General features: G+C 77.5%; 15 protein-coding genes. 9 read left to right on the forward strand and 6 right to left on the reverse strand.

Features of this window, described 5'->3' with window-relative positions; all coding sequences use genetic code 11:
• The first annotated feature begins 18 nt into the window (after positions 1-18).
• The 3 genes from ACRYR7_RS00130 to ACRYR7_RS00140 are packed head-to-tail and all read left to right on the forward strand — an operon-like array spanning position 19 to position 3,018.
• Positions 19-1,191 carry an FIST signal transduction protein gene (locus ACRYR7_RS00130; protein ID WP_432570030.1) on the forward strand — a complete coding sequence of 391 codons (1,173 nt, stop codon included), beginning with the start codon at positions 19-21 and terminating at the stop codon, positions 1,189-1,191.
• On the forward strand, positions 1,188-1,937 hold the full coding sequence (locus ACRYR7_RS00135; RefSeq protein ID WP_432570031.1) for a diguanylate cyclase domain-containing protein: 750 nt from the start codon (positions 1,188-1,190) through the stop codon (positions 1,935-1,937). The genes ACRYR7_RS00130 and ACRYR7_RS00135 overlap by 4 nt, the downstream gene beginning before the upstream one ends.
• Positions 1,938-1,974: 37 nt before the next feature.
• Complete coding sequence (locus ACRYR7_RS00140; protein WP_432570032.1) at positions 1,975-3,018, forward strand: BadF/BadG/BcrA/BcrD ATPase family protein; 1,044 nt, start codon at positions 1,975-1,977, stop codon at positions 3,016-3,018.
• Here the strand turns inward: ACRYR7_RS00140 and ACRYR7_RS00145 are convergent.
• Together ACRYR7_RS00145 and ACRYR7_RS00150 are read right to left on the reverse strand one after the other, a co-directional pair.
• Positions 2,987-3,859, reverse strand: coding sequence for an SWIM zinc finger family protein (locus ACRYR7_RS00145; protein WP_432570033.1), 873 nt, complete (start codon positions 3,857-3,859; stop codon positions 2,987-2,989). The genes ACRYR7_RS00140 and ACRYR7_RS00145 overlap by 32 nt on opposite strands.
• A 3-nt stretch (positions 3,860-3,862) precedes the next feature.
• A complete protein-coding gene (locus ACRYR7_RS00150) occupies positions 3,863-6,943 on the reverse strand; it encodes a DEAD/DEAH box helicase (protein ID WP_432570034.1) in 3,081 nt (1,026 codons plus the stop codon).
• Between the two features lie 253 nt (positions 6,944-7,196).
• Between ACRYR7_RS00150 and ACRYR7_RS00155 the strand changes: the two genes are divergently transcribed.
• From ACRYR7_RS00155 to ACRYR7_RS00175, 5 genes are all read left to right on the forward strand, one after another.
• The gene (locus tag ACRYR7_RS00155) at positions 7,197-8,930 is read left to right on the forward strand and encodes an ABC transporter family substrate-binding protein (protein ID WP_432570035.1); all 1,734 of its coding nucleotides are present in this window, start codon (positions 7,197-7,199) and stop codon (positions 8,928-8,930) included.
• 71 nt (positions 8,931-9,001) lie between these two features.
• Positions 9,002-10,534 (forward strand): ABC transporter permease, encoded by a 1,533-nt coding sequence (locus ACRYR7_RS00160; RefSeq protein ID WP_432570036.1) that lies wholly within the window; start codon positions 9,002-9,004, stop codon positions 10,532-10,534.
• Between the two features lie 88 nt (positions 10,535-10,622).
• The gene (locus tag ACRYR7_RS00165; protein WP_432570037.1) at positions 10,623-11,627 is read left to right on the forward strand and encodes an ABC transporter permease; all 1,005 of its coding nucleotides are present in this window, start codon (positions 10,623-10,625) and stop codon (positions 11,625-11,627) included.
• Positions 11,627-12,709, forward strand: coding sequence for an ABC transporter ATP-binding protein (locus tag ACRYR7_RS00170; protein ID WP_432570038.1), 1,083 nt, complete (start codon positions 11,627-11,629; stop codon positions 12,707-12,709). The genes ACRYR7_RS00165 and ACRYR7_RS00170 overlap by 1 nt, the downstream gene beginning before the upstream one ends.
• A complete protein-coding gene (locus tag ACRYR7_RS00175; protein ID WP_432570039.1) occupies positions 12,706-13,821 on the forward strand; it encodes an ABC transporter ATP-binding protein in 1,116 nt (371 codons plus the stop codon). The genes ACRYR7_RS00170 and ACRYR7_RS00175 overlap by 4 nt, the downstream gene beginning before the upstream one ends.
• Positions 13,822-13,833: 12 nt before the next feature.
• On the opposite strand, the gene ACRYR7_RS00180 is transcribed toward ACRYR7_RS00175, so the two are convergent.
• The 3 genes from ACRYR7_RS00180 to ACRYR7_RS00190 all read right to left on the reverse strand — a co-directional run bounded on the left by ACRYR7_RS00180 (position 13,834) and on the right by ACRYR7_RS00190 (position 18,900).
• Positions 13,834-14,988: a S8 family peptidase gene (locus tag ACRYR7_RS00180; protein ID WP_432570040.1), complete on the reverse strand. Its 1,155-nt coding sequence runs from the start codon at positions 14,986-14,988 to the stop codon at positions 13,834-13,836.
• A 188-nt stretch (positions 14,989-15,176) separates the two neighbouring features.
• Complete coding sequence (locus ACRYR7_RS00185) at positions 15,177-17,552, reverse strand: glycoside hydrolase family 9 protein (protein ID WP_432570041.1); 2,376 nt, start codon at positions 17,550-17,552, stop codon at positions 15,177-15,179.
• A gap of 130 nt (positions 17,553-17,682) precedes the next feature.
• Entirely contained in the window at positions 17,683-18,900 is a 1,218-nt protein-coding gene (locus tag ACRYR7_RS00190) for an LGFP repeat-containing protein (protein WP_432570042.1), read from the reverse strand.
• Positions 18,901-19,071: 171 nt separating this feature from the next.
• Between ACRYR7_RS00190 and ACRYR7_RS00195 the strand changes: the two genes are divergently transcribed.
• Positions 19,072-20,616, forward strand: a complete 1,545-nt coding sequence (locus ACRYR7_RS00195; RefSeq protein ID WP_432570043.1) for a UDP-N-acetylmuramoyl-L-alanyl-D-glutamate--2,6-diaminopimelate ligase — start codon at positions 19,072-19,074, stop codon at positions 20,614-20,616.
• A 55-nt stretch (positions 20,617-20,671) separates the two neighbouring features.
• Here the strand turns inward: ACRYR7_RS00195 and ACRYR7_RS00200 are convergent, their stop codons facing one another.
• Positions 20,672-22,729, reverse strand: coding sequence for a S9 family peptidase (locus ACRYR7_RS00200; protein ID WP_432570044.1), 2,058 nt, complete (start codon positions 22,727-22,729; stop codon positions 20,672-20,674).
• Between the last annotated feature and the right edge of the window lie 120 nt (positions 22,730-22,849).

Below are 22,849 nucleotides of genomic sequence, written 5' to 3' on the forward strand. Positions count from 1 at the left end.
GGGGCGGGGAGGTGCGGGGTGCGGGTCGAGTCGGTGCGCTGGAGCGAGGCGTCCGGGTGGGCGGGTGAGCTGCCCGCCCTGGACGGCGCCTCCACCCTCGTGCTCGCGCTCGTCGGCCCGCGCGTGGCGCCGGAGCGGGTGCCGGTGGCGGACCTGGACGCCGCCTACCCCGCCTCCGTGGTCGTGGGGTTCTCCACGGCCGGCGTCGTGCAGGGCGAGCAGGTCCTCGACGACGTCGTCCTGGTCGTCGCCGTCCGCTTCGACGCCACCCGCCTGGTCCTGGAGCGCGCCCCGCTGGACCGGCACTCCTCGCACGCCGACGGCCAGCGCCTCGGGGCGCGCCTGCGCCGCCACGGCGACGACCTCGCCGGGGTCCTCGTGGTCGCCGACGGCCTCACCGTCGTCGGCAACGCCCTCGCCGAGGGCCTGGTGGCCGGCACCGGCGGTTCCGTGCCCCTCTTCGGCGGCATGTCCGCCGGCTTCCCCGGCCCCGACGGCGCGCTGCCCGACCCCTGGACGCTGCTGGACGGGCGCGCCGAGCGCGGCGTCCTCCTCGGCGTCGGCATGTACGGCGAGCGGATCACCTTCACCACCGGCACCGGCAGCGGCTGGGCCGACCTCGGCCCCGAGCGGTGCGTCACCCGCTCCAGCGGCGCAACCCTCTTCGAGGTCGACGGCCAGCCCGCGCTGGAGCTGTACCGCCGCTACCTCGGCGAGGAGGCGCGGGACCTGCCGGTGTCGGGGCTGCGCTTCCCGCTGGCCATCCGCCGCGCCGGGGAGCGCAGCTCGGCGCTGGTGCGCTCGGTGCGCAGCACCGACGAGGAGACGAACGCGATCGGCCTGACCGGCGACGTGCCGGAGGGGTCCGCGGTGCAGCTGCTGCACCAGGACTCCGAGGCCCTGGCCGACGCCGCCGAGACCGCCGCGCGCACCGCCGCCGCCGGCGCGGGCGGCGGCGCCCAGCCCGGCGCGGACGGCACCCTCGCCCTCGTCGTCAGCTGCCTGGGCCGGCGCATGGCGCTCGGCGCGCGCACCGAGGACGAGCTGGAGGCCGTCGTGGCCGGCCTGCCCGGCGGCACCCCGGCCGTGGGGTTCTACACCTACGGCGAGCTGGCCCCCACCGCCACCCGCCCGTGCGACCTGCACAACGAGACGGTGACCGTCGCTGTGCTGTCGGAGTGGTCCCGGTGAGCGGCCCCGGCGGCACCGGCGGCCCCGGCGGGGAGGAGCTGCACCGGGTGCTCGCGCGCCAGCTGCGCCGCGCCGGCGCCGACGCCGGCACCCCGCCCGACGCCGAGCAGTGGCGCCGGCTGCTGACGGCGGTGTCGTCGGTGTACGTCGAGCACGACCGCTCCCGGTACGTGCTCGAGCGCGCCATGCGCATCTCCTCCGAGGAGATGCGCGAGCTGCACGAGGTGCTGCGCTCGCGCGCGCTCGTGGACGCCCTGACCGGGCTGGCCAACCGCGCCGGGACGCTGGAGGGCCTGGAGCGGGCGCTGGAGCGGGCCCGGCGCACCGGCGGGCGCCTCGCCGGGATGTTCCTGGACCTGGACGGCTTCAAGGCCGTCAACGACCGCTTCGGCCACGCCACCGGCGACGAGCTGCTCGTGGCCGTCGCCGGCCGCCTGCGCGCGCGCTGCCGCCCCGGGGACGTGGTGGGCCGCCTGGGCGGCGACGAGTTCGTCGTCGTGCGCAGCGGCGACGGCGGGGCCGAGGAGGTGCGCGCGGCCGCGCAGCGCGCCGCCGACGCCCTCGCGGCGCCGTTCCAGCTCTCGGTGGGCGAGGTGCGCGTCAGCGCCAGCGTCGGCGTGGCGCTGGGCGCGGCCCGGGACCGCACCACGAGCGACTTCGTGCGTGCCTCCGACGACGCGATGTACGCGGCGAAGGCCGCCGGCAAGAACCGCGTCAGCGTGCGGGACCTGGACGCCGCCGGCTGAGCCGCCGCCCGGCCCGCGGGCGTGGCAGGGTGCCGCCGTGGTGGAGCGAGCGGGGCGGGACCCGGGGCCCGCGGGGGACCGGCTGCCCGCGGGCCCGCTGCTCGTGGGCCTGGACGTGGGCGGCTCCGGCGCGCGCGCCCTCCTGACCGGTGCGGGCGGCGGTGGTGCCGGGCTGCGGGTGGGCGGGCCGGGCACCGCGGCCCGCGGCGACGGGGTCCTGCGCGCCGTGCGCGCCGTGCTGGGCGACCTGGCCGCCCGGCGCGAGCGCGACCCGCTGCTGCGGGGGCGGCCCGTGGCGGCGCTCGCCCTGGGGGCGGCCGGCCTGGCCTCCGTGGCCGCCGACCGGGACGCGGTGCGCGCGGAGGTGGTCGCCGCGCTGGCGCCGGGCGCGGTGGTGCTGGCCGCCGACGCCCTCACCGCGCACGCCGGCGCGCTGGGCGACCGGCCCGGCGCCGTCGTCGCCGCCGGCACCGGCGTGATCGGGCTGGGCCGCTCCGCCGCCGGGACCTGGACGCGCGTGGACGGTTGGGGGCACCTGCTGGGCGACCGCGGCGGGGCGGCGTGGATCGGCCGGCGCGCGCTGGAGGAGGCGCTGCGCGCGCAGGACGGTCGCTGCCCGGCCGGGCACCGGCTGCTGGCCGCGGCGCGCGCCGCGCTGGGGGAGCCGCGGGGCTGGCCGCGGCTGCTGGCCGGCGACGACCGCGCCCGCGTGCTGGCGTCCCTGGCGCCCGCGGTCACCGCCCTCGCCGGCGACGGGCCCGCCGGTGGGCCCGCTGACGTGCCCGGCGGTGGGCCCGGCGGCGACCCCGCCGCGCGCGCCGTCGTGGCGCAGGCCGGCAGCGCCCTGGCCGAGACCGCGGTGGCCGCGGCGCGCGCGGCGGGCACGGACGCGGTGGCCTGGACGGGCGGCGCGTTCGCCTCCGCCGCGCTGCTGGCCTCCTTCCGCACGGCGCTGGCCGCCACCGCCCCGGACCTGCGCGCGCTGGCGCCGGCGGGCTCGCCGCTGGACGGGGCGCTGGCGCTGGCCCGCGCCGCGGCGGCCGGCCCGCTCAGCCCGGTGCCGGGCCTGCTGTGGACCTGAGCCCGCCAGCGCCAGCGCCCCCGCCGCCCCCGCCGCTCCTGCTGCCTCCAGCGCCCGCGCCGGCCTCGCGCAGCGCCGCGTAGAACGGCCGCAGCGCGTCGGCGATCCCGTCGCCGCCGGGGCCCAGGGCCACCGCGTCGAGGTCGTCGGCCGGGGTGCGCCCGGGCACCCGCGGCGCCACGGCCAGCGGCGGCGGGTCGGCGGCCAGGCGGTGGAACGCCACCGGGTCGGCCGGCAGCTCCTCCACGACGGGGGCGGGACCGGAGGCGGCGCTCTCCACGCGGCGCAGCAGCCCCGACGGCGCCAGGCCGCGCAGCACCAGCAGGGCGGAGGGTTCGGCGTCGGTGTGCGCGGCCAGCGCGTGCAGGACGGCGGCGGCGTGCTCGCACGCGCGCTCGCCGTCGTCGGGGCAGCTGCAGTCGTGGGTGAGCTCGCCGGGGGCGGGCAGCAGGTCCAGGCCGACCTCGGCGAGCAGGTCCGGCAGCACCGGCGGCACGTCCCCGCCGGCCAGCGGCGCGATGAGCAGCGGGTTCTCCACCAGCACCGCGACGAGCGCGTCGACCTCGGCGGGCCCGTGGCGGCGCACGCCGACCTCCACCAGCCACGGGCGCGGGCGCGCGCCCTGCACGCGGGCGCCGACCGCGCCGGCGCGCACCCGCAGCTCGCCCACGGCCCCCGCGGCGGCCAGCTCCGCGCCGCGGCGCCAGCGGGCGGGGTCGTGGGCGCCGGCCAGGGCGGCGGGCAGCGCGGTGAGCAGGCGGCGCGACCAGCGCCCGGCGGCCGGGCGCGCGGCGCGGGGGCCCGCGGAGGTGCGCGGGGAGGGGCGGCGGGGGTGGGCCACGGCTCAGTCCCCGACCGCGTCGGCGCCCAGGCGCAGCAGGTCGTGCAGCGCCTCGTCGTCCAGCTCGGTGATCCAGCGCTCGCCGGCGCCGACGACCGAGCCGGCCAGCTCGCGCTTGCGGGCGATGACCTCGTCCACCTTCTCCTCCACGGTCCCGGTGCTGACCAGGGTGCGCACCTGCACGGTGCGCCGCTGGCCGATGCGGTGCGCGCGGTCGGTGGCCTGGTCCTCCACGGCGGGGTTCCACCAGCGGTCCAGGTGCACGACGTGGCTGGCGGCGGTCAGGTTCAGCCCGGTGCCGGCCGCGCGCAGCGAGAGCACCAGCACCGGCGGGCCGTCGTCGCGGGCGAACCGCTCCACGATCGCGTCGCGCCGGCCGCGGGCCAGCCCGCCGTGCAGGAACGGCACCGGCCGGCCGGTCAGCTCCGACAGGTGCGGGGCGAGCAGGTGCCCGAACTCCGCGAAGCGGGTGAAGCACAGCACCCTCTCGCCCTCGGCGAGGGCGGTGCCCACCACGTCGTCGAGCACCTCCAGCTTGCCCGAGCGGTGCCGGCCGCGGTGCAGGACGCCGGAGCCGTCGCCGAGGTAGTGCGCGGGGTGGTTGCACACCTGCGCCAGCCGGGTCAGGGCGCCCAGCACCAGGCCGCGCCGGCCGCGGTCGTCGGCGTCGGCCAGGCGGGCCAGCAGCCGGTCCAGCACCGCCCGGTACAGGGCCGCCTGCTCGGGCGTCAGGCTCGCCCGCACCGTCATCTCCAGGCGCTCGGGCAGGTCCGGCGCCACGGCGGGGTCGGTCTTGACGCGGCGCAGCACGAACGGGCGCGTCACCAGCGCCAGGCGGCGCGCGGGGGCGGTGTGCCCGAGCTTCTCCACGGGCACCGCGAAGGTGTCGCGGAAGCTCGCGGCGCTGCCCAGCAGGCCGGGGTTGGTGGCGTCCAGCACGGCGCGCAGGTCCTCCAGCCGGTTCTCCACCGGCGTGCCGGTCAGGGCCACCCGGTGCTCGGCGGGCACCGCGCGCACGGCGCGGGCGGCGCGGGTGGCGACGTTCTTGACGTGCTGGGCCTCGTCGAGCACCAGGCGCCGCCAGCGCACCGCGGCCAGGTCGGCGGCGTCGCGCACCAGCAGCCCGTAGGTGGTCACCACGAGGTCGTGCCGGGCGGCGGTGCGGGCCAGGTGCTCCCCGCGCGGGCGGTCCGGGCCGTGGTGCACGTGCACCCGCAGGTCGGGGGTGAACCGGGCGGCCTCGGCCCGCCAGTTGCCCACCAGGCTCGTCGGGCACACCAGCAGCGTCGGCCGGTGCCCGCCGCCGGCGCCCTCCACGTGCCCGGTGTCGTGCCCGGCTTCGTGCCCGCCGGTGCGCTCGTGCAGCTCCAGCGCGAGGAGCTGCACCGTCTTGCCCAGCCCCATGTCGTCGGCGAGCACCGCGCCCAGCCCCAGGCGGGCCATCGCGGCCAGCCAGGCCACGCCGCGGCGCTGGTAGGGGCGCAGCTGCGCGGTCAGCCCCGGCGGGTCCGGCAGCGGCGCCGCGTGCGCCTCGGCCTCGCCGGCGAGCACCTCGCCGAGCGCGCCGCGCGCGTGCACGCCGGTGACGGGGGCGGGCAGGTCGCGGTCGGCGCCCAGGCCGGTGAGCAGGTCCAGCACGGTGGTGGTGCCGCGCCCGCGCCGGCGCAGGAACAGCGCGCTGCGCCGCAGCGCCTCGCGGTCCACCTGCACCCACTCGCCGCGGAAGCGCACCAGCGGCTCGCGGGAGGCGGCCAGGGCGAGCAGCTCGGCCTCGGTGACGGCGGCGCCGCCGAGCGCGGCGCGCCACTCGAAGGCGACGAGGTCGGCGCGGCGCAGCCGCGGGTTCGTCACGGCGCCGGGCGGGGCGGCGGCGGCGTGCAGGGACAGGCTCACCGGCCGGCGCGTCCAGTGCCGCGGCAGCTGCAGGGCGACGCCGGCGGCGGCGAGCCGGGGGCCGCCGACCTCCACGAGGTCGAGCAGGTCCTCGGCGCCGACCTCCACGTCGGCGTCGGCGGCGCCGGCGAGCAGGCGCTTGAGCGGGGGGTGCGCGGCGGCGGCTTGCGCGGTGCGGGCCATGAGCAGCAGCACGGGGTCCTCCCCGCCGCCCGGCCCGCCGGCGCCGGACTCCGCGCGCACCTGCTCCAGGGTCAGCGCCAGGCTGGGGTCGTCCACGGGCCGCAGCCGCGCCTGCAGCCGCCAGCGCTCGTCGTCGCCGGGCGGTTCGACCACGCGCAGCACGAGGTCGTACCCGCTGCCCTCGGCGCTGCGGTGCCAGTCGCGCACCCGGTGCGCCAGCGAGCGCGGCTGCGCGTGCTCGGGCACGGGGTCGCCGGTGGCCAGGGCGCGCACCCAGGCCGCCGGCCCGGGCCCCAGGGCGCCGGTGCCCGGGCGCACGTGCGCGGTGCGGCGGGCGACGAGCAGGTCGGTGACGGCGGTGACGACCTCGTCGGCCAGCGCGGCGGCGGCCGGCGCCGGGGTGCGCGGGGGCGGCTGCTCGCAGCGCAGCACCGCGGGGGCGAGGTCGGCGAGCGCGCTGCGCCAGCGGTGGAAGCGCTTGTCGGGCACCGGCGCCCAGCGGGCCCGCACCTCCGCGGCCTCGCCCGGCGCGTCGCCCGGCGCCGGGCCCAGGGTGGGCAGGACGGCGCCGGCGTCCACGGCGGCGCGGGCGCCGCGCGCCGCGTGCGCCAGCCATCGCAGCCCGTCGCCGGCGACCGCGGCCGCCGGGCCGGGCTCCTCGCCGAGCACCTCGGCGAGCACGTCCAGCACCGCGTCGCCGCGCAGCTCCACCACCGGCACCGCCACCGGCCGCAGCACCACCTCCCCGCGGGCGCGCGCGCAGGCGGGCACGGGCCGGCCGGCGGGGGTGCACGGCAGCCGCAGCGCCAGCTCGCGGGCGGCGGGCCGGGCCAGCGCGGCCGCCAGGTGCACCGCGCGCGGCGCGGCGGCGGCCAGGGCGGCGAGGTCGGCGGGGCGGGCCGCGCCCACCGGGCGGCGCGGGGCCTGCACCCACAGCGCCAGGGTCCCCGTGCGCGTCCACAGGCCGTGGACGCGCACGGCGGGCGGGGGCGCGGGAGCGGCGGGCACGGTGAGGACCGTAGGCCCCGGCACCGACACGGCACCGGCACGGGGGCGGCACGGGGGCGGCCCGGCCGGGCCGGTGCCGCGTTTCGGGCGCGTAACCGGCGCGGGCCGGGTGTTTCCAGTGCGTGAACCTTCGCGGCGCCGCGGCGGTTCCCGCTCCCCGGCGGGTTACGGTCTGGCCGTTTGAGTGAGCACTGTGCGCACGCAGCGCCCTGGTCACTGGGCAGACTGCGCGACGAATCCAGGAGGACGCGAGTTGAGGAACACCCCCAGGAGCGCCCGGATCGCGGCGCTCGCCCTCGTCGGGACCCTGGCCGTCGCCGGGTGCACGACCAGCGGCTCGTCCGGCGAGGAACCCGCGGAGGGCGCCGCCGCCGGCGGCACCGCGGACGGCACGATCACCGCGGCCGCCGAGCAGGAGTTCCAGGCCTACAACAACGGCACCGGCGACACCAACGGCACCCGCAACACGTTCGTCCTGAACCAGGTTCTGCGCGGCTTCTGGTACTACGGCACCGACGGCACCGCCGTGCCCGACACCGAGTTCGGCACGTTCGAGAAGACCTCCGACGACCCGCTGACCGTGCGCTACAGCATCGCCGACGGGGCGGTGTGGTCCGACGGCGAGGCCGTCGACTGCGACGACCTGGTGCTCACCTGGATGTCGCGCTCGGGGAAGTTCCGCGCGGCCGACGGCAGCGACCTGTTCAACCCGGCCAGCACCGCCGGGTACGAGCAGATGCAGCAGCCGCAGTGCGCTGACGGCGACAAGGAGGTGACGGTCGTCTACGACGAGCCGTTCGCCGACTGGCAGGCCTCGTTCGGCTCCCTGGAGATCATGCCGGCGCACGTCGTGGAGCGCGTCTCCGGCGTGCCGGACCTCGTCGCGGCCGCGACCGCCGCCGACCCCGCCGCGCTGGCCCCCGCCGCCGAGTTCTGGAACACCGGCTGGGTCTTCAACCCCGGCGACCTGGGCGACGCGGCGAACATCCCCTCCAACGGGCCGTACTCGCTGACCTCCTGGGAGGCGGGCAACAACGTCACCCTGACGGCCAACGAGCGCTACTGGGGCACCCCGGCGAAGACGCGCAACGTCGTCGTGCGCTTCATCGACCAGGAGGCGCAGTTCGCGGCGCTGCAGAACAACGAGGTCCAGGTCATCGAGCCGCAGCCGAACCCGGACCTCGTCGCGCAGCTGGAGTCCCTGGGCGAGACGGTGAACAGCGAGAGCTACCAGGGCTTCACCTACGAGCACTTCGACTTCAACTTCAAGGGCGTCTTCGCCGACCGGCGGGTGCGCGAGGCCTTCGCCAAGTGCCTGCCGCGCCAGCTCATCGTCGACCGCCTCATCAAGCCGCAGAGCGCCGAGGCGCAGCTGCAGGACTCCCGGTACACGTACCCGTTCCGGGACAACTACGAGACCATCACCTCCGCCGCCTACGGCGGGCAGTACGACACCACCGACATCCCCGGCGCGCAGGCGCTGCTGGCCCAGGCCGGCGCGCAGGGCACGACGGTGCGGGTGCTGTACCAGGCGCCCAACCAGCGCCGCACCAACGAGGTGCAGCTGCTGGCGGAGTCCTGCGGCCAGGCCGGGTTCACCGTCGTGGACGCCGCCAGCGAGAACGCCTTCGGCACCGAGTTCCCGCAGGGCAACTTCGACGTCGGCCTGTTCGCCTGGTCCGGCTCGGCCCTGGTGACCGGCTCGGCGGGGCAGTGGACCACCGAGGGCTGCGGCTCGGCCAACTACGGCTGCTACAGCAACCCGCAGGTCGACGACCTGGTCGCGCAGCTCAACCGCGCCACCGAGCCCGCCGCGCAGGACCAGCTCGTCGCGCAGATCGAGAAGGTCCTGTGGGACGACCTGGTGACGATCCCGGTGTTCGCCTTCCCCGAGCTGGCGGCCTGGTCCAAGGGCGTCAGCGGCGTGGTGGTCAACCCCTCGCAGGCCCAGATCACCTGGAACATGGACGAGTGGGCGCTGTCCTGACCTGACGCCCCTCGCGGCCGGGCCCGGTCCCCCCGGGCCCGGCCGCTCCCCGTCCCCCCGGAGGACCCCCCGTGCTCGTCTTCGCCACCCGGCGGCTCGTCGTCTCCTTCCTCACCCTGCTCGTCGCCAGCTTCTTCGTGTACGTGCTCGTCGCCAACTCCGGCGACCCCTACAACGACATCCGCGAACTCCCGCCGGGCGACCGGGAGGCGCAGTTCGCCCAGCGCACCGAGCGGCTGCAGCTCGACGTGCCCGTGCCGCTGCGCTACCTCGGCTGGCTGCGCGGCGTCGGCGGCTGCCTCGTGCCCGGCGGCGGGTGCGACCTGGGGCTGAGCAAGAACGGCCAGGAGGTCAGCGTCCTCGTCGGCCAGGCCGCCGTCACCAGCGTGCGCCTGGTCCTGGGCGCGACGGTCCTGGCGATGCTCATCGGCATCGGCGTCGGGATCGTCTCGGCGCTGAAGCAGTACAGCCGCCTGGACTACTCGGTGACGTTCGCCGCGTTCGTGTTCTTCTCCCTGCCGGTGTTCGTCATCGGCATCGTGCTCAAGCAGTACCTGGCGATCGCCTACAACGACTGGCTGGCCGACCCGCGGGTGCCGGTGCCGGTGGTGGCCGCGGCCGCGGTCGTGGTCGGCGCCCTGGTGATGAGCGCCGTGCCGGGCCGGCGGGCGTGGAGGTGGCTGGGTTTCGCCGCCGGCGCCGCGGTCACCGCCGCGGTCCTGCTGCAGCTGTCGGCGCTGGGCTGGTTCGCGCGCCCCGCGCTGGGCGTCGGCCTCGTCGGCGTGCTGTCGGTGGCGGCCGCGGTGGGGGTGACGTTCCTCGTCAGCGGCCTGCACCGGCGCCGGGTCCTGGTGGGCGCGCTCGTCACCGCGCTGATCGGCACGGTCGCCTCGGTGCCGCTGCAGCCGCTGTTCGACGTCTCCACCTGGGGCACGATGGGGGTGCTGCTGGTGGTGACCGTCGCGCTGAGCGCGCTGGTGGGGGCCGTGGCCGGCGGGCCGCTGGAGCGCGCCGAGGCGGTGCGCGCCGCGGTGCTCACCGGCGTGCTCACCGCCGCGGTGGTGTTCACGGACCGGCTGCTGGCCTCCTTCGCCGACTACGCCCGCTCGGTGGGCGGGCGGCCGCTGTCCACCATCGGCGCGCAGACGCCAAACTTCTCCGGCGACTTCTGGGAGACCACGGTGGACCAGGCGATGCACCTGGTCCTGCCCACGCTCTCCCTGGTCCTCATCTCGCTGGCGACGTACAGCCGCTACACGCGCTCGTCGATGCTGGAGGTCCTCAACGCCGAGCACGTGCGCACCGCCCGCGCCAAGGGGCTGACCGAGCGCACGGTGGTGGTGCGGCACGCCTTCCGCAACGGCCTGATCCCCATCGCGACGTTCACGGCGATCGACTTCGGCGCCGTCATCGGCGGCGCGGTCATCAGCGAGCGGGTCTTCGGCTGGCAGGGGATGGGCAACCTGTTCATCACCGGCCTCGGCGAGGTGGACCCCAACCCGGTGATGGCGTTCTTCGTCGTCACCTCCGTGGCGATCGTCGTCTTCAACCTCGTCGCGGACCTGGCGTACGCCTTCCTCGACCCGCGGATCCGGCTCTCGTGAGCGCGCGCACCCGCCGCCCCGCGCGGCCCGCCCAGCACCTCCAGCACCTCCAGCACGCCCAGCACACTCAGCACGCCCGGGAGCAGCGATGAGCACACCGCCCAGCACCGAACCGGCCGCGGGCGCGCTCGCGCCGGCGGCGCGGGCCGAGGAGGCCGGGTTCACCTCCGTCGTCGCCCGCACCCAGGGCCAGCTCGTGCGCCGGCGGTTCCTGCGCCACCGGGGCGCGATGGCCGGGCTGGTGGCGCTGGCCGCCGTCGTGCTGCTGTCGGTCACCTCGATCGGCGCCGGGCCGCTGCCGGGGTGGTGGGGGCAGTCGTACCTGGCCACCAGCGACCCCGTGGACGGCGGGCGCCCCACCCTGGACCTGCTGCCGGCTTTCCTGGACGGCGACGGCCTGGCGGTGGGCCCGCACCCCTTCGGGCAGGACAACGTGGGCACCGACTACTTCGCGCTGACGATGCGCGGTGCGCAGCAGACCCTGCTGGTGGGGCTGCTCGCCGGCGTCGTCTCCACGGTCACGGGCGTGCTGTTCGGCGCCCTGGCGGGCTTCTTCCGCGGGGGCACCGAGGCGGTGCTCATGCGGGTGGTGGACCTGGTCATCGCGGTGCCGGTGCTGCTGGTGGCCGCCGTGGTCGGGCGCGCCACCGGCGGCGCGGGGGTGCTCGCCCTGGGCGTGGCCCTGGGCCTGCTGCTGTTCACCACGATGGCCCGCCTGCTGCGCGGGGAGATCCTCTCGCTGCGCGAGAAGGAGTTCGTGGAGGCGGCGCGCGCGCTGGGCGCGCGCCCCGGGCGCATCATCGTGCGCCACGTGCTGCCCAACGCCGTCGGCTCCATCGTCGTCAACGCGACCCTCACCATCGCCTCGGCGATCCTGCTGGAGTCGGCGGTGAGCTTCCTCGGCGTGGGGGTCCGCCCGCCGGACTCCTCGCTGGGCCTGCAGATCTCCAACTACCAGGCCGCGTTCCAGACCCGGCCGTGGCTGTTCTGGTGGCCCGCCGCCTTCATCGTGGCGATCGCCCTGGCGGTCAACTTCATCGGCGACGGCCTGCGCGACGCCTTCGACCCCCGACAGACCAAGGTGCGTGACTGATGAGCCCCACCACCCCGCCGCCCGCCGGCGGCGACGGCGCCCTGCTGCGCGTGGAGGACCTCGGCGTCCGCTTCCCCACCGAGGACGGCGTGGTCGAGGCCGTGCGCGGCGTGTCCTACGAGCTGCACCCGGGCGAGGTGCTGGGCGTGGTGGGGGAGTCCGGCTCCGGCAAGTCGGTCTCCTCGCTGGCCGTCATGGGTCTGCTGCCGAAGTCCGCGCGGGTGCGCGGGCGCGTCCTCTTCCGCGGCCGCGACGTGCTGGCGATGAGCCCCTCGGCGCGCCGGCGGATGCGCGGCAGGGACGTGGCGATGGTGTTCCAGGACCCGATGACGGCGATGAACCCCGTCTACACCGTCGGCGCGCAGCTGGCCGAGGCGTACCGGGCGCACCACGCGGTCGGCGCGCGCGCGGCGACGGAGCGCGCCGCGGAGGTGCTGGACCTGGTGGGCATCCCGCGCCCGCGCGAGCGGCTGCGCGCCTACCCGCACGAGTTCTCCGGCGGCATGCGCCAGCGTGTGATGATCGCGATGGCGGTCATCAACGAGCCCGACGTCATCATCGCCGACGAGCCCACCACGGCCCTGGACGTCACCGTGCAGGCGCAGGTGCTGGAGAAGCTCATGGAGGTCAAGGACGCCGTCGGCGCCGCGATCGTCCTCATCACCCACGACCTGGGCGTCGTGGCGGGCACCGCGCAGCGGGTGCTGGTGATGTACGCCGGGCGCGCGGTGGAGACCGGCACGGTGGAGCAGGTGTTCCGCACCCCGCGCATGCCCTACACCGCCGGCCTGCTGGGCTCGGTGCCCACCCCCGGGCACGGCGGGCGCCTGCGGCCCGTGCCGGGGACCCCGCCCTCGCTGCTGCACCTGCCGGCCGGCTGCCCGTTCTCCCCGCGCTGCCCGCTGGCGCGCGAGGACTGCCGGCAGCGCGAGCCGGAGCTGCTGGCCACCGACCACGCCGGGCAGCTCGCCGCCTGCCACCACAGCGACGAGCTGGCGCGGCTGGCCCGCCCCTCCACCGTCTTCAGCGGCACCGGCGCCGACGGCCCCGGTGCCCCCACCGCCACGGGAGCCAGCGCGTGAGCACGAGCACGACCACGAGCGGCACGACCGGCCCGGACGGCGCGGGCGAGACCGGCGGCGCGGGCGGCGGGCGGGCGGAGCCGCACCTGCTGGAGGTCGAGGACCTGGTGGTGTCCTTCCCCGTGCGCGGCGGCGGCCTGCTGCGGCGCACCACCGGGCACGTGCAGGCTGTCTCCGGGGTCAGCTTCCACGTCGACGCGGGCGAGACGCTCGGGCTGGTGGGGGAGTCCGGGTGCGGCAAGTCCACCACCGGGCGCGCGGTGCTGCAGCTGCACCGGCCCACCTCCGGCTCGGTGCGCCTGGCCGGGCGGGAGCTGACGACGCTGAGCACCGCGCGGATGCGCCCGGTGCGCCGCGACCTGCAGATCGTCTTCCAGGACCCCTACGCCTCGCTGAACCCGAAGATGCCGGTCAACGACGTCATCGCCGAGCCGCTAAGGATCCACGGCCTGTGGGACGCGCGGACCGGCCCGGCGCGGGTGGCGGAGCTGCTGCGGCTGGTGGGCCTGAACCCCGAGCACGGCAACCGGTACGCGCACGAGTTCTCCGGCGGCCAGCGCCAGCGGGTGGGCATCGCGCGCGCACTGGCGCTGGAGCCGCAGGTCCTCGTCCTGGACGAGCCGGTCTCCGCGCTGGACGTGTCCGTGCAGGCCGGCGTGGTGAACCTGCTGGAGGACCTGCAGGACCGCCTCGGGCTGGCCTACGTGTTCATCGCCCACGACCTGGCCGTGGTGCGGCACACCTCGGACCGGGTGGCGGTGATGTACCTGGGGAAGATCGTCGAGATCGGTCCCGCCGACAGCGTGTACGAGGCGCCCCAGCACCCGTACACGCAGGCGCTGCTGTCGGCGGCCCCGGTCACCGACCCGGCGGTGGAGGCGGCGCGCCAGCGCATCGTGCTCACCGGCGACGTGCCCAGCCCGCTGGACCCGCCCTCGGGGTGCCGCTTCCGCACCCGCTGCTGGAAGGCGCAGGACGTGTGCGCCACCGAGGAGCCGGCGCTGGTGCACCACGGCGAGCTGGACGCCGCCGGCCCGGCGGCCGGGCGCGCGCCCGGCCACCTGGCGGCGTGCCACTTCGCGGAGGTGAACACCGCCGTCACCGCGGACTGAGCCCCCGGGGGTTCAGGGGGTGGACGTGAACAGCAGGCGGTTCGGGGTGCTGCCGGGGTTGGCGCGCACGACGCCGGGGGTGGCGTTGGAGACGACCCAGCCGCTGACGGTGGCCGAGGGGGCGTCGCCGTTGGCGCCCTTGTGCAGGGCCATGACCCCGGCCACGTGCGGGCTGGCCATGGAGGTGCCGCTGATCGTCCGGGTGGCGCCGCCGAGCCAGGTGGAGGTCACGTCCACGCCGGGGGCGTAGGTCTCCACGCACGAGCCGTGGTTGGAGAAGGACGCGCGGGTGTCGGTGCGGTCCGTGGCGGCCACCGTCACCACCCCGGCGGCCGAGGCGGGCGAGACCCGGCACGCGTCGCGGTTCTCGTTGCCGGCCGCCACCGCGGTGGCCACCCCCGCGTTCACCAGGCTGGTCACCGCGGCGTTCTGGGCGGCGGAGTAGCCCCCGCCCAGGGAGAGGTTGGCCACGGCCGGCTTCACGTGGTTGGCCCGCACCCAGTCCAGGGCCGCGATGATCCCGGAGGTGGTGCCGGAGCCGTCGCAGCCCAGCACGCGCACCCCGCGCAGCTGCACGCCCTTGGCGACCCCGTGGGTGGCCCCGCCGATGGTGCCGGCCACGTGCGTGCCGTGGCCGTTGCAGTCCCGCCCGTCGCCGCCCAGGGCGTCGTAGACGTTGCGGGCGCGGCCGCCGAAGTCGCGGTGGGAGGTGTCGATGCCGGTGTCGACGACGTAGGCGGTCACGCCGGCCCCGGTGGTGGTGCTGGTGTAGGTGCCCGACAGCGGCAGGGCGCGCTGGTCGATGCGGTCCAGGCCGTGCAGGCCGGCGGGGGTGCTCTGCACGGCGTCGGCAACCGCCCTCTGGTCCTCCTCGATGGCGACCACCGAGGCGTCGCGCTGCAGGGCCCTCACCTGCCCGTCGGTGAGCGTGGCGGCGAAGCCGTGCAGGGCGCTGGTGTAGACGTGGCGCGGGGAGGCCTGCAACGCGCGGGCCAGGCCGCGCGGGTCCGCGCCCTCGCGCAGGGTGACGACGTAGTCGCCGCGGACGGCGGCGGCGCCGGCCCGGGTGACCTCCACCTCGCGGGGGGCGGCCGCGGCGGGGGCGGCGGTGCAGGTGAGGCCGACGGCGAGGGCGGCCAGGGGGGCGAGCAGGGCGCTGCGGTTCACGGTTCTCCTCCGGCGCGAGTGGCCACGGCGGTCGCTACGAGGAGTTCTCGTCGCCCACGGAACGTAACCACGCGTGCTGGGCGGCGTCAACGCGGACGCCCCCGCCCCCGGCGGGTGCCGGGGACGGGGGCGTCGTCACGTCGTCGCGCTGCTGCGCCGCTGCGCTCGCGCGCCGCGGGTGCCGCCGGTCAGTGCCAGCGGCCCCCGCGCTCACCGGGGTCGCGGCCGGCGTCCTGGTCGGCGATGAAGGACGCCACCCAGGCCAGCGGGGCGTTCCAGTTGATCGTGATCTCGTTGGTCGACCACGAGCCGATGTCGTCGACGTAGCAGAACTGCGCGGCGCAGCCGTCCGCGAACAGCGGCGCCGTGATCGGGTCACCGCTGGTGGCGGTGGGCGAGTACGGGCCGCCGGCCACCGTGCCCGCGGGCGGGTTCGGCAGCGAGGGGTCGAGCTGGTTCGCGTACATGCGCGAGTGCTGGTTCTTCGAGTACACGTCGCCGTAGCCGGTGACGTAGGAGTTGTTCAGCGCGTTGCGGCCCAGCAGGTAGCCCATGCTGCGCACGACCCCGTCGCGGTAGCGGTCCTGGCCGGTGAGGTCGAACGCGGTGCCCAGCACCTGCATGTTGTTCAGGATCGCGCTGTTCGAGCCCCAGGAGTACTGGCCGTCCTCGGGGGCGTAGGCCTGCCCGAACGGCTGGGCGGCCTGCTCGGCCAGGCGCCGGTCGGCGGCCTCGACCACCGAGCGCTGCACCGCGCGCAGCTCCGCGCGGTTCAGCCGGCTGGGCACGGTGGCCAGGTCCATGCGGGCCAGCGCACCCACGCTGCCCCAGCTGAACCCGCCGGCGGGGAAGACGTCCGCGGTGTGCGCGGGGGAGTCCAGGACGTCCTTGCGGAAGCCCGCCTCACCGGTGGTCAGGTACAGCTCGGCGGCCGCCCAGTAGAACTCGTCCGACACGTCGCGGTCGTCGTACGGCCCGCTGCCCGGGTTGGGGTCCAGGGTCGCGTCCGGCGCCGGGGCGTACAGGTCCGGCGTGGCCTTCGCCGCCGCGTACGCGGTGCGGGCCGCGGCCAGCAGCCGCTGCGAGAAGGCCTTGTCGTGCTTGGCGAACAGGCGCGCGCCCTGCGCCGCGGTCGCGGCGACGTTGAGCGTGGCGGCCGTGGAGGGCCGGTACAGCGCGCGCGGCTGCGGGTCGGCGGCCGGGTCCAGCGGCAGGCCCGTCCAGTCGACGTCGGCGACCTTGTGGAACACCATGCCGGCGTACTGCCGGCCCGGCTGGACCTGCATCTTCAGGAACCACTCCAGCTCCCAGCGCGCCTCGTCCAGCACGTCGGGCACGCCGTTGCCGGACTCGGGGATGCTCAGGGTGCCGTCGGCCAGCGCGCGCGGGTCCGCGGTGGGGGCGTGCAGGCTGCGCTCGTACTGCTGCAGGAGCTGGCCCACGGAGATGCCGCCGTTGACGACGTACTTGCCGTGGTCGCCGGCGTCGTACCAGCCGCCGGTGACGTCGGTGGTGTAGTCGCAGGTCCACGGCTCGTCGCCCTGCGCGACGAGGATCGCCTGGGAGTCGTCCTCGAGGCTCTGGCACGGCACGGCGGTGTCGCCGAGGTTGGGCGCGACGCCGACGTGGCCGGCGGCGCGGCCGTAGCCGGGGGCCAGCTCGTCGGAGATCGGGGTGCCGCTGCGGTTGGTGTAGAAGAACGTCATCGAGTCGTCGCGCAGGCGCTCGTAGGCGTCCTCGCCGATGTCGAAGGGGTGGCTGCTCTCCCCGTCGGCGGTGAGCACGAGGCCGGCGCTGCGGCGCTGGTAGCCGGTGAAGTCGATGGTGTGCACGTTCAGGCCCGCGGTGGGGTCGACCCCGCGCGGGGTGGTGGTGCCGCGGGCGACGACGGTGCCGCGGGTGTCCTTCAGCTCCCACGGCAGCGCCGTGGTCGAGTCGGTCACCAGCGTGGCGCCCTTGGGGCCCTGCGGCAGGTACGCCTCCTGGTTCACGCGCACGCGCGGGCCCGTCTCGGGCACGTACGGCGGGCGCTCCACGCCGCTGTCGAGCACGACGTCGTCGACGCACAGGGTGTAGGCGACCGGGTTGGTCACGTCCTGCTGGAAGGACAGCTGCGCGTTGGGGTAGTCGCGGTCGGCGGTGAAGTAGTGCACCTGCTCGCCGAACGCGGTCTCGAAGGCGGGCTTCACGGCCGGCAGGAACTGCTGGTAGTTCACGTCCTCGCCGCCCTGGACGACGACGCGCACCGGGCCGGTGGTGGCCGGCGTGCTGCGCGCGCGGAACGTCAGCCGGTAGTCCTCGCCGGCGACCAGCGAGACCTCCTGCGCGATCGTCGCGCCGTAGGGGGCGGTGGACGCCGGGACGGTGATGCACCCGGCCCCGTCCTGCACGGAGGGGGCGGGGTAGGCCGTCCAGCCCGTGGTGCCCTGGTCGAAGGTGCCGTTGGTGATCTGGTCGGCGGCCTGGGCCGCCGACGGGGTGAGCAGCAGGCTCGCCGGGACGAGCAGCGCGGTGACCGCGGTGAGCGCGCGGGCACGGGTCCTGCGCCGGGGGTGCGAAGGCACGGGGGCGTCTCCTCTTCGTTGAGAGCGCTCTCAGAGAGCGCGCACAGCTTCACCCGAGGTGAGCGCCCTGTCAACGCCGGGCCCGTGCAGCACCCTGCCGAGGCCCGGCCCGGCAGGGTGCCGTGCGCGCTCAGCCGAACTCGACCGAGGTCCCCGTCACCGGGCTCCAGGTGATCGTGCCGCCCGAGAACACCTGCCGGGCGCCGTCGCCGTGGCGCTCCTCCTCCCCGCGCGGGAAGCCCAGCGGGCCCGCCTCGGCGCCCGTGGAGCGGTACGCCTCGCGGACCGCGCCCTTGACGACCACCGTCGAGGGCTTGGCGAAGTAGACCGAGCCGCCCTGGAAGTGCTGCCAGCGGGGCGCGTAGCCCTCCTCGCCGAACTGCTCGGACACGGGGTAGCCCAGCTCCCCGGTCTCCCAGCCCTGCCGCGCCCAGCGGTCCATGAGCAGGCCGTCGCGCACCAGGTGCGCCCCCGTGGCCGGGGTCCAGTACAGGGTGCCGCCGGTGAAGACCTGGCCGTACCCGCCGCGCACCAGGGGGCCGAACTCCTCCCCGCGCGGCACCCCCGTGGTCCGCACGCCGCCGCGGGCGTGGAACGCCTCGGCCAGCGCACCGCGCACGACGTGCGCCCCCGTGGGGGCCGACCACAGGACCGTGCCGCGCTCGAACGCGGTGCCCCGGCCCACCGTGATCTGCTCCACGCCCGACCCCGCGCCCGTCGCCCCGTCCCCGTCGGCGGCCCGCACGAACTCCACCTCGCTGGTCAGCGGTGCACCCAGCCGGCCCGCCGGGCCGCCGTGGCGCACGTAGGCCTCGTGGATCGCCCCGCGCACGACGTGCCCGCGCGTGCCGGGCACCGAGGGGCGCACGTACAGCGCCCCCTCGGTGCCCCGGTGCACCTCCCAGCCGCCCTCCGCGACGGGCCGCTCCGCCAGGTCGCCGACGCGCTGCGGGGACCACGGGTCGTTGGAGCCGCCGCGCACGAAGCCCGTGCGGTCGTACCAGCCGTCGCAGGGCACGTCGGCGGCCGCGGCCGAGCTGAGCACCGCCTCGCCCGCGCCCAGCAGCGACCACCGCCCGCCCGCCAGCGGCCCCGGCAGGACCGTGCGCACCGTCCTCGGCGTGGTGGCGGAGGGGGCCAGGGTGACGGTGGAGCGGTCCGAGCGCAGCGCCAGCGCCGTGCCGTCCTGCTCGAACTCCGCCCAGTGCCCCGGGCGCCCGCCCACGCACGCCGGCGCCAGCCGCAGCTGCGGCGGCGCCCCCTCCGCCGGCGCGGCCGCCGACGGCGGCGCCGCCCCGACCCCGACCACCGCCGCCGCCAGCACCGCTGCCCGCACCCGTCGCCCCACGACCCCTCCCCCGTCCGCACCGACACCGGCAGTGAACACCCGGTGGCGGGTCCGCGGCCGGGGATTTCCCGGGTCCCCCGGCCGCTCCCCGCGGCGCCCGGGAGGGGCGGGTGGGGCGGGCGGTGCGCGTGCCGACTCGCGCGCAGGGGGCGCGGGTGGGTTACTCGCCCGGTGACGGACTCCCCGGCGGTGGGCTCCCCGGCGACGTCGCCGCCGCAGGCGCGCCCGCGCCCCGCCGTGCCGCGGCACGTCGACCTCGCGCACCTGGCGCGCGCCCTGGGCCTGCCCGCACCGCCCGGCGCGGGTGCGCGGCTGCTCGGGCTGACGCTGGACTCGCGCGCGGTGCTGCCCGGTGACCTCTACGCGGCCCTGCCCGGCGCGCGGCACCACGGGGCCCGCTTCGCCCGGGACGCCCGGGCCGCCGGGGCGGTCGCCGCGCTCAGCGACCGGCCCCTGGACGGGCTGCCCACCCTCGTCGTGCCCGACCCGCGCGCGGTGCTCGGGGAGCTGGCCGCCCACCTGCACGGGCACCCCAGCGCGGCGCTGGAGGTGCACGGGGTCACCGGCACGAACGGCAAGACGAGCACCACCCACCTCATCGACGCGGGCCTGCGCGCCGCGGGCCGGTGCACCGGCCTGCTCAGCGGGGTGCGGGTGCGCACCCCGGGCTGGTCGCGCCCGGCGCTGCGCACCACCCCGGAGGCGCCGGAGCTGCAGGAGGTGCTCGCCTCGCTGCGCGAGCAGGGGGCGACCTCGGCGGCGGTGGAGGTCTCCAGCCACGGCCTGGCGCTGCACCGGGTGGACGGCACCCGCTTCCGCGCCGCGGTGTTCACCAACCTCGGCGTCGACCACCTCGACCTGCACGGCGACCAGGAGTCCTACTTCGCCGCCAAGGCGGCCCTGTTCGAGCCGGAGCGCTGCGCCCTGGCCGTCGTCAACGCCGACGACGCCCACGGGCGGCGGCTGGCCGCCGCGGCGCGCACCCCCGTCGTGACGTTCTCCGCGTCCGGGCGCCCCGGCGCGGACTGGCGCGCCGGCGAGGTGCGCGCGGACGCCACCGGGACCTCCTTCCGGCTGCTGGGGCCGGGCACCGACCGGCGGGTGCGGCTGCGCCTGCTGGGCGGGCACCAGGTGGACAACGCCCTGGGGGCGGTCGCGCTGCTGCACGCCACGGGCGTGGACGTCCGCGACGCGGTGCGCGGCGCCGAGGAGCTGGCCGGGGTGCCCGGGCGGCTGGAGCGCGTCGACGCCGGCCAGCCGTTCCTGGCGCTGGTGGACTACGCCCACAACGTCGCCGGCCAGCAGCGGCTGCTGCCCTTCCTGCGCGGGCTGACCGGCGGGCGCGTCGTGGTGGTGCTGGGCGCCACCGGCGAGCGCGACCCCGGCAAGCGCGCCCCCCTGGGCCGCACCGCGGCGCAGCTCGCCGACGTCGTCGTCGTCACCGACGAGAGCCCGCACGGCGAGGACCCCGCCGTGCTGCGCGAGGCGGTGGCCGCCGGCGCGCGCAGCGCCGGCTCGGCGCAGGTGCACGTCGAGGCCGACCGCGACCGGGCGCTGCGGCTGGCGGTGTCGCTGGCCGCGCCGGGCGACGTGGTCGTCGTCGTCGGCCGCGGCCACGACCGGCTGCTCGTGGCCGGCGGGCGCACCCGCACCTTCGACGACGCGGTGCAGCTGCGGCAGGCGCTGGCGCACCTGCCCGTGGCGGGCGGGCGCTGAGCGCGCACCGCCCGCCCCCGCGGGGGCGGGCGCGCGGGCGGGCGGTGCGGTCGCCTCAGTCCAGCGGCAGGTGCCGCCGCCACCACTGCAGCACCGCCTCGAAGCGCTGCAGGCGGTGGCGCGGGCGCCCCGAGCGGGTCAGCTCGTGGTCCTCGCCGGGGAAGACGAGCATCTCCGAGTCCACCCCCGCCCGGCGCAGCGCCAGGAAGTAGCGCTCCGCCTGCGACAGCGGGCAGCGCAGGTCGTCCTCGGAGTGCACCACCAGCGTCGGCGTGCGCGTCAGGTGCGCCACGGACTGCGGGCTGCGCGCGCGCTGGTCGGCGGGGTCGGGGCCGAAGTACTGCTCGGTGAAGTAGGTGCCGATGTCGGAGGTGCCGACGAAGAGCTCCGCGTCCAGGTAGCCGCGCTCGACGACCGCGGCGGCGAAGCGGTGGTCGTGCGCGATCGTCCACGCCGTCAGGTACCCGCCGTAGGAGCCGCCGAGGACGCCCACCCGCTGCGTCTCCAGGCCGTGCGCGCGGCAGGCCCCGTCAAACAGGTCCAGCACGTCGGTGGCGTCCACCGTGCCCATCGCCCCGGCGATCGCGCGCGCGTGCGCCTCGCCGTACCCGGCCGAGCCGCGCGGGTTGCCCATGACGACGGCGTACCCGGCGCCGGCGAGCACCTGCGCCTCGTCGAACAGCGAGCCGGTGTACTGCGCGAACGGCCCGCCGTGCACCAGCAGCAGCGTGGCGCGCGGGGCGCCGGCGGGGGTCTCGGGCACGAGCACCCAGCCGTGCAGCGGGTGCCCGTCGCGCGCGGGCACCTCCACCTCGCGCGGCACCACCAGGCCGGTCGCGCGCAGCGGCGCGGACAGGTCCGTCAGCCGGCGCGGGCCGTCCGCGCCCAGCACGGCCACGTCGCCGGAGGTGCCGGCGTCGCGCACGGCCAGCGCCACCGTCCCGCCCGCCGCGGCGGCGCCGGTGACCTCCACCGGCCCGCCGGTCAGGCGCTCGACGTCGCCGGCGGCTCCCACGCGCAGCAGGTGCAGAGCGCCGCGGACGCGGTCCTGCACCAGCACCGCGTCCGCGCCGGCGGCCTCCAGGCCGGACTCGCCCAGGTCCACGCTCGCCGGGTCGGTCAGCGGGTGCGCCGCGCCCGCGCGCAGCACGTGCAGGACGGTGCTGCGCCCGGCGAAGTCCCGGCCGGTGGGGCCCAGCGGGGCGGCCAGCACGAAGACGGACCCGTCGGCGGTGGTGAGCACCTCGCGCACGGCCAGGTCGGCGCCGGGGCCCACGAGCTCCTCCGGCTCCTCCGGCTCCCCAGGCCCCGGCGCGCCGGCGCCCGGGCCGGGCACGCGCACGCGGTGCGCGCCGACCCGCAGGTCGTCGTCGCGGCCGGGGTGGCGCGCGGCGACGAACGTCACCGCGGCGCCGTCGGGGGTGAAGCGCGGGTGCGTGCAGTCCACGTCCCCGGCGGTCAGCCGCAGCGCCGGCGGGACGGCCGCCGCGCCACCGCCAGCGCCGTCGGGGGCACCCCCGGGGGAGGCGTCGGGAGCGTCCCCGGTGGCGTCGCCGGGGGCGGGGGCCGGCACCGGCTCGGCGCCCACGTCGGGCACCTCCACGACGAAGAGCTGCACCCGCTGGTCGACCGTGTAGCCGGGCAGGCCGTTGCTCTTGTAGCGCGTGGTGGTGATGCGCCGCGGCGGCTCGGCGCCCGCGCCGACGCCCTCGACGGTTCCGTAGCGGCCCGGCTCGGGGTCGCGGGCGGCCAGCACCAGCCGCCGCGAGTCCGGCGACCAGTCGAAGGAGAGCACCCCGCGGGGGCGGTCGGTGAGCACCACCGGCTCCCCGCCGCCCGCGGCGACGACGGCGAGCTGCGCCGGCGCGCCCGGCGCCGCGCGCAGGAAGGCCACCAGCGAGCCGTCGGGGGAGAACCGCGGGGCGCCGTCGCGGTGCCCGCGCGTCAGCAGCGCCGCCGGGGCGGAGCCGTCGGCGGGCACCCACCACAGCTGCCCCACCTCGGCGTCGGCGGCCGTGTCGGGGCGCGAGAGCGCGAACACCACCGTCCCGCCGTCGGGGGAGACGGTGGGCGCGGAGACGCTGCGCAGCAGGTCCAGGTGACGGGGTTGCACGGGGGGCTCCTCCTCCTGCCGCCCGCGCCGGGCGGCGCCGTGGGCGACGGCGCCAGGCTAGGAGGTGCCCCGCAGGGTGCGGCACAGGCGCGCGGGGCGCGCGGCGAGGTGCCGCCCGCG

The organism is Kineococcus gurbantunggutensis (assembly GCF_050871925.1).
Classification (GTDB): domain Bacteria; phylum Actinomycetota; class Actinomycetes; order Actinomycetales; family Kineococcaceae; genus Kineococcus.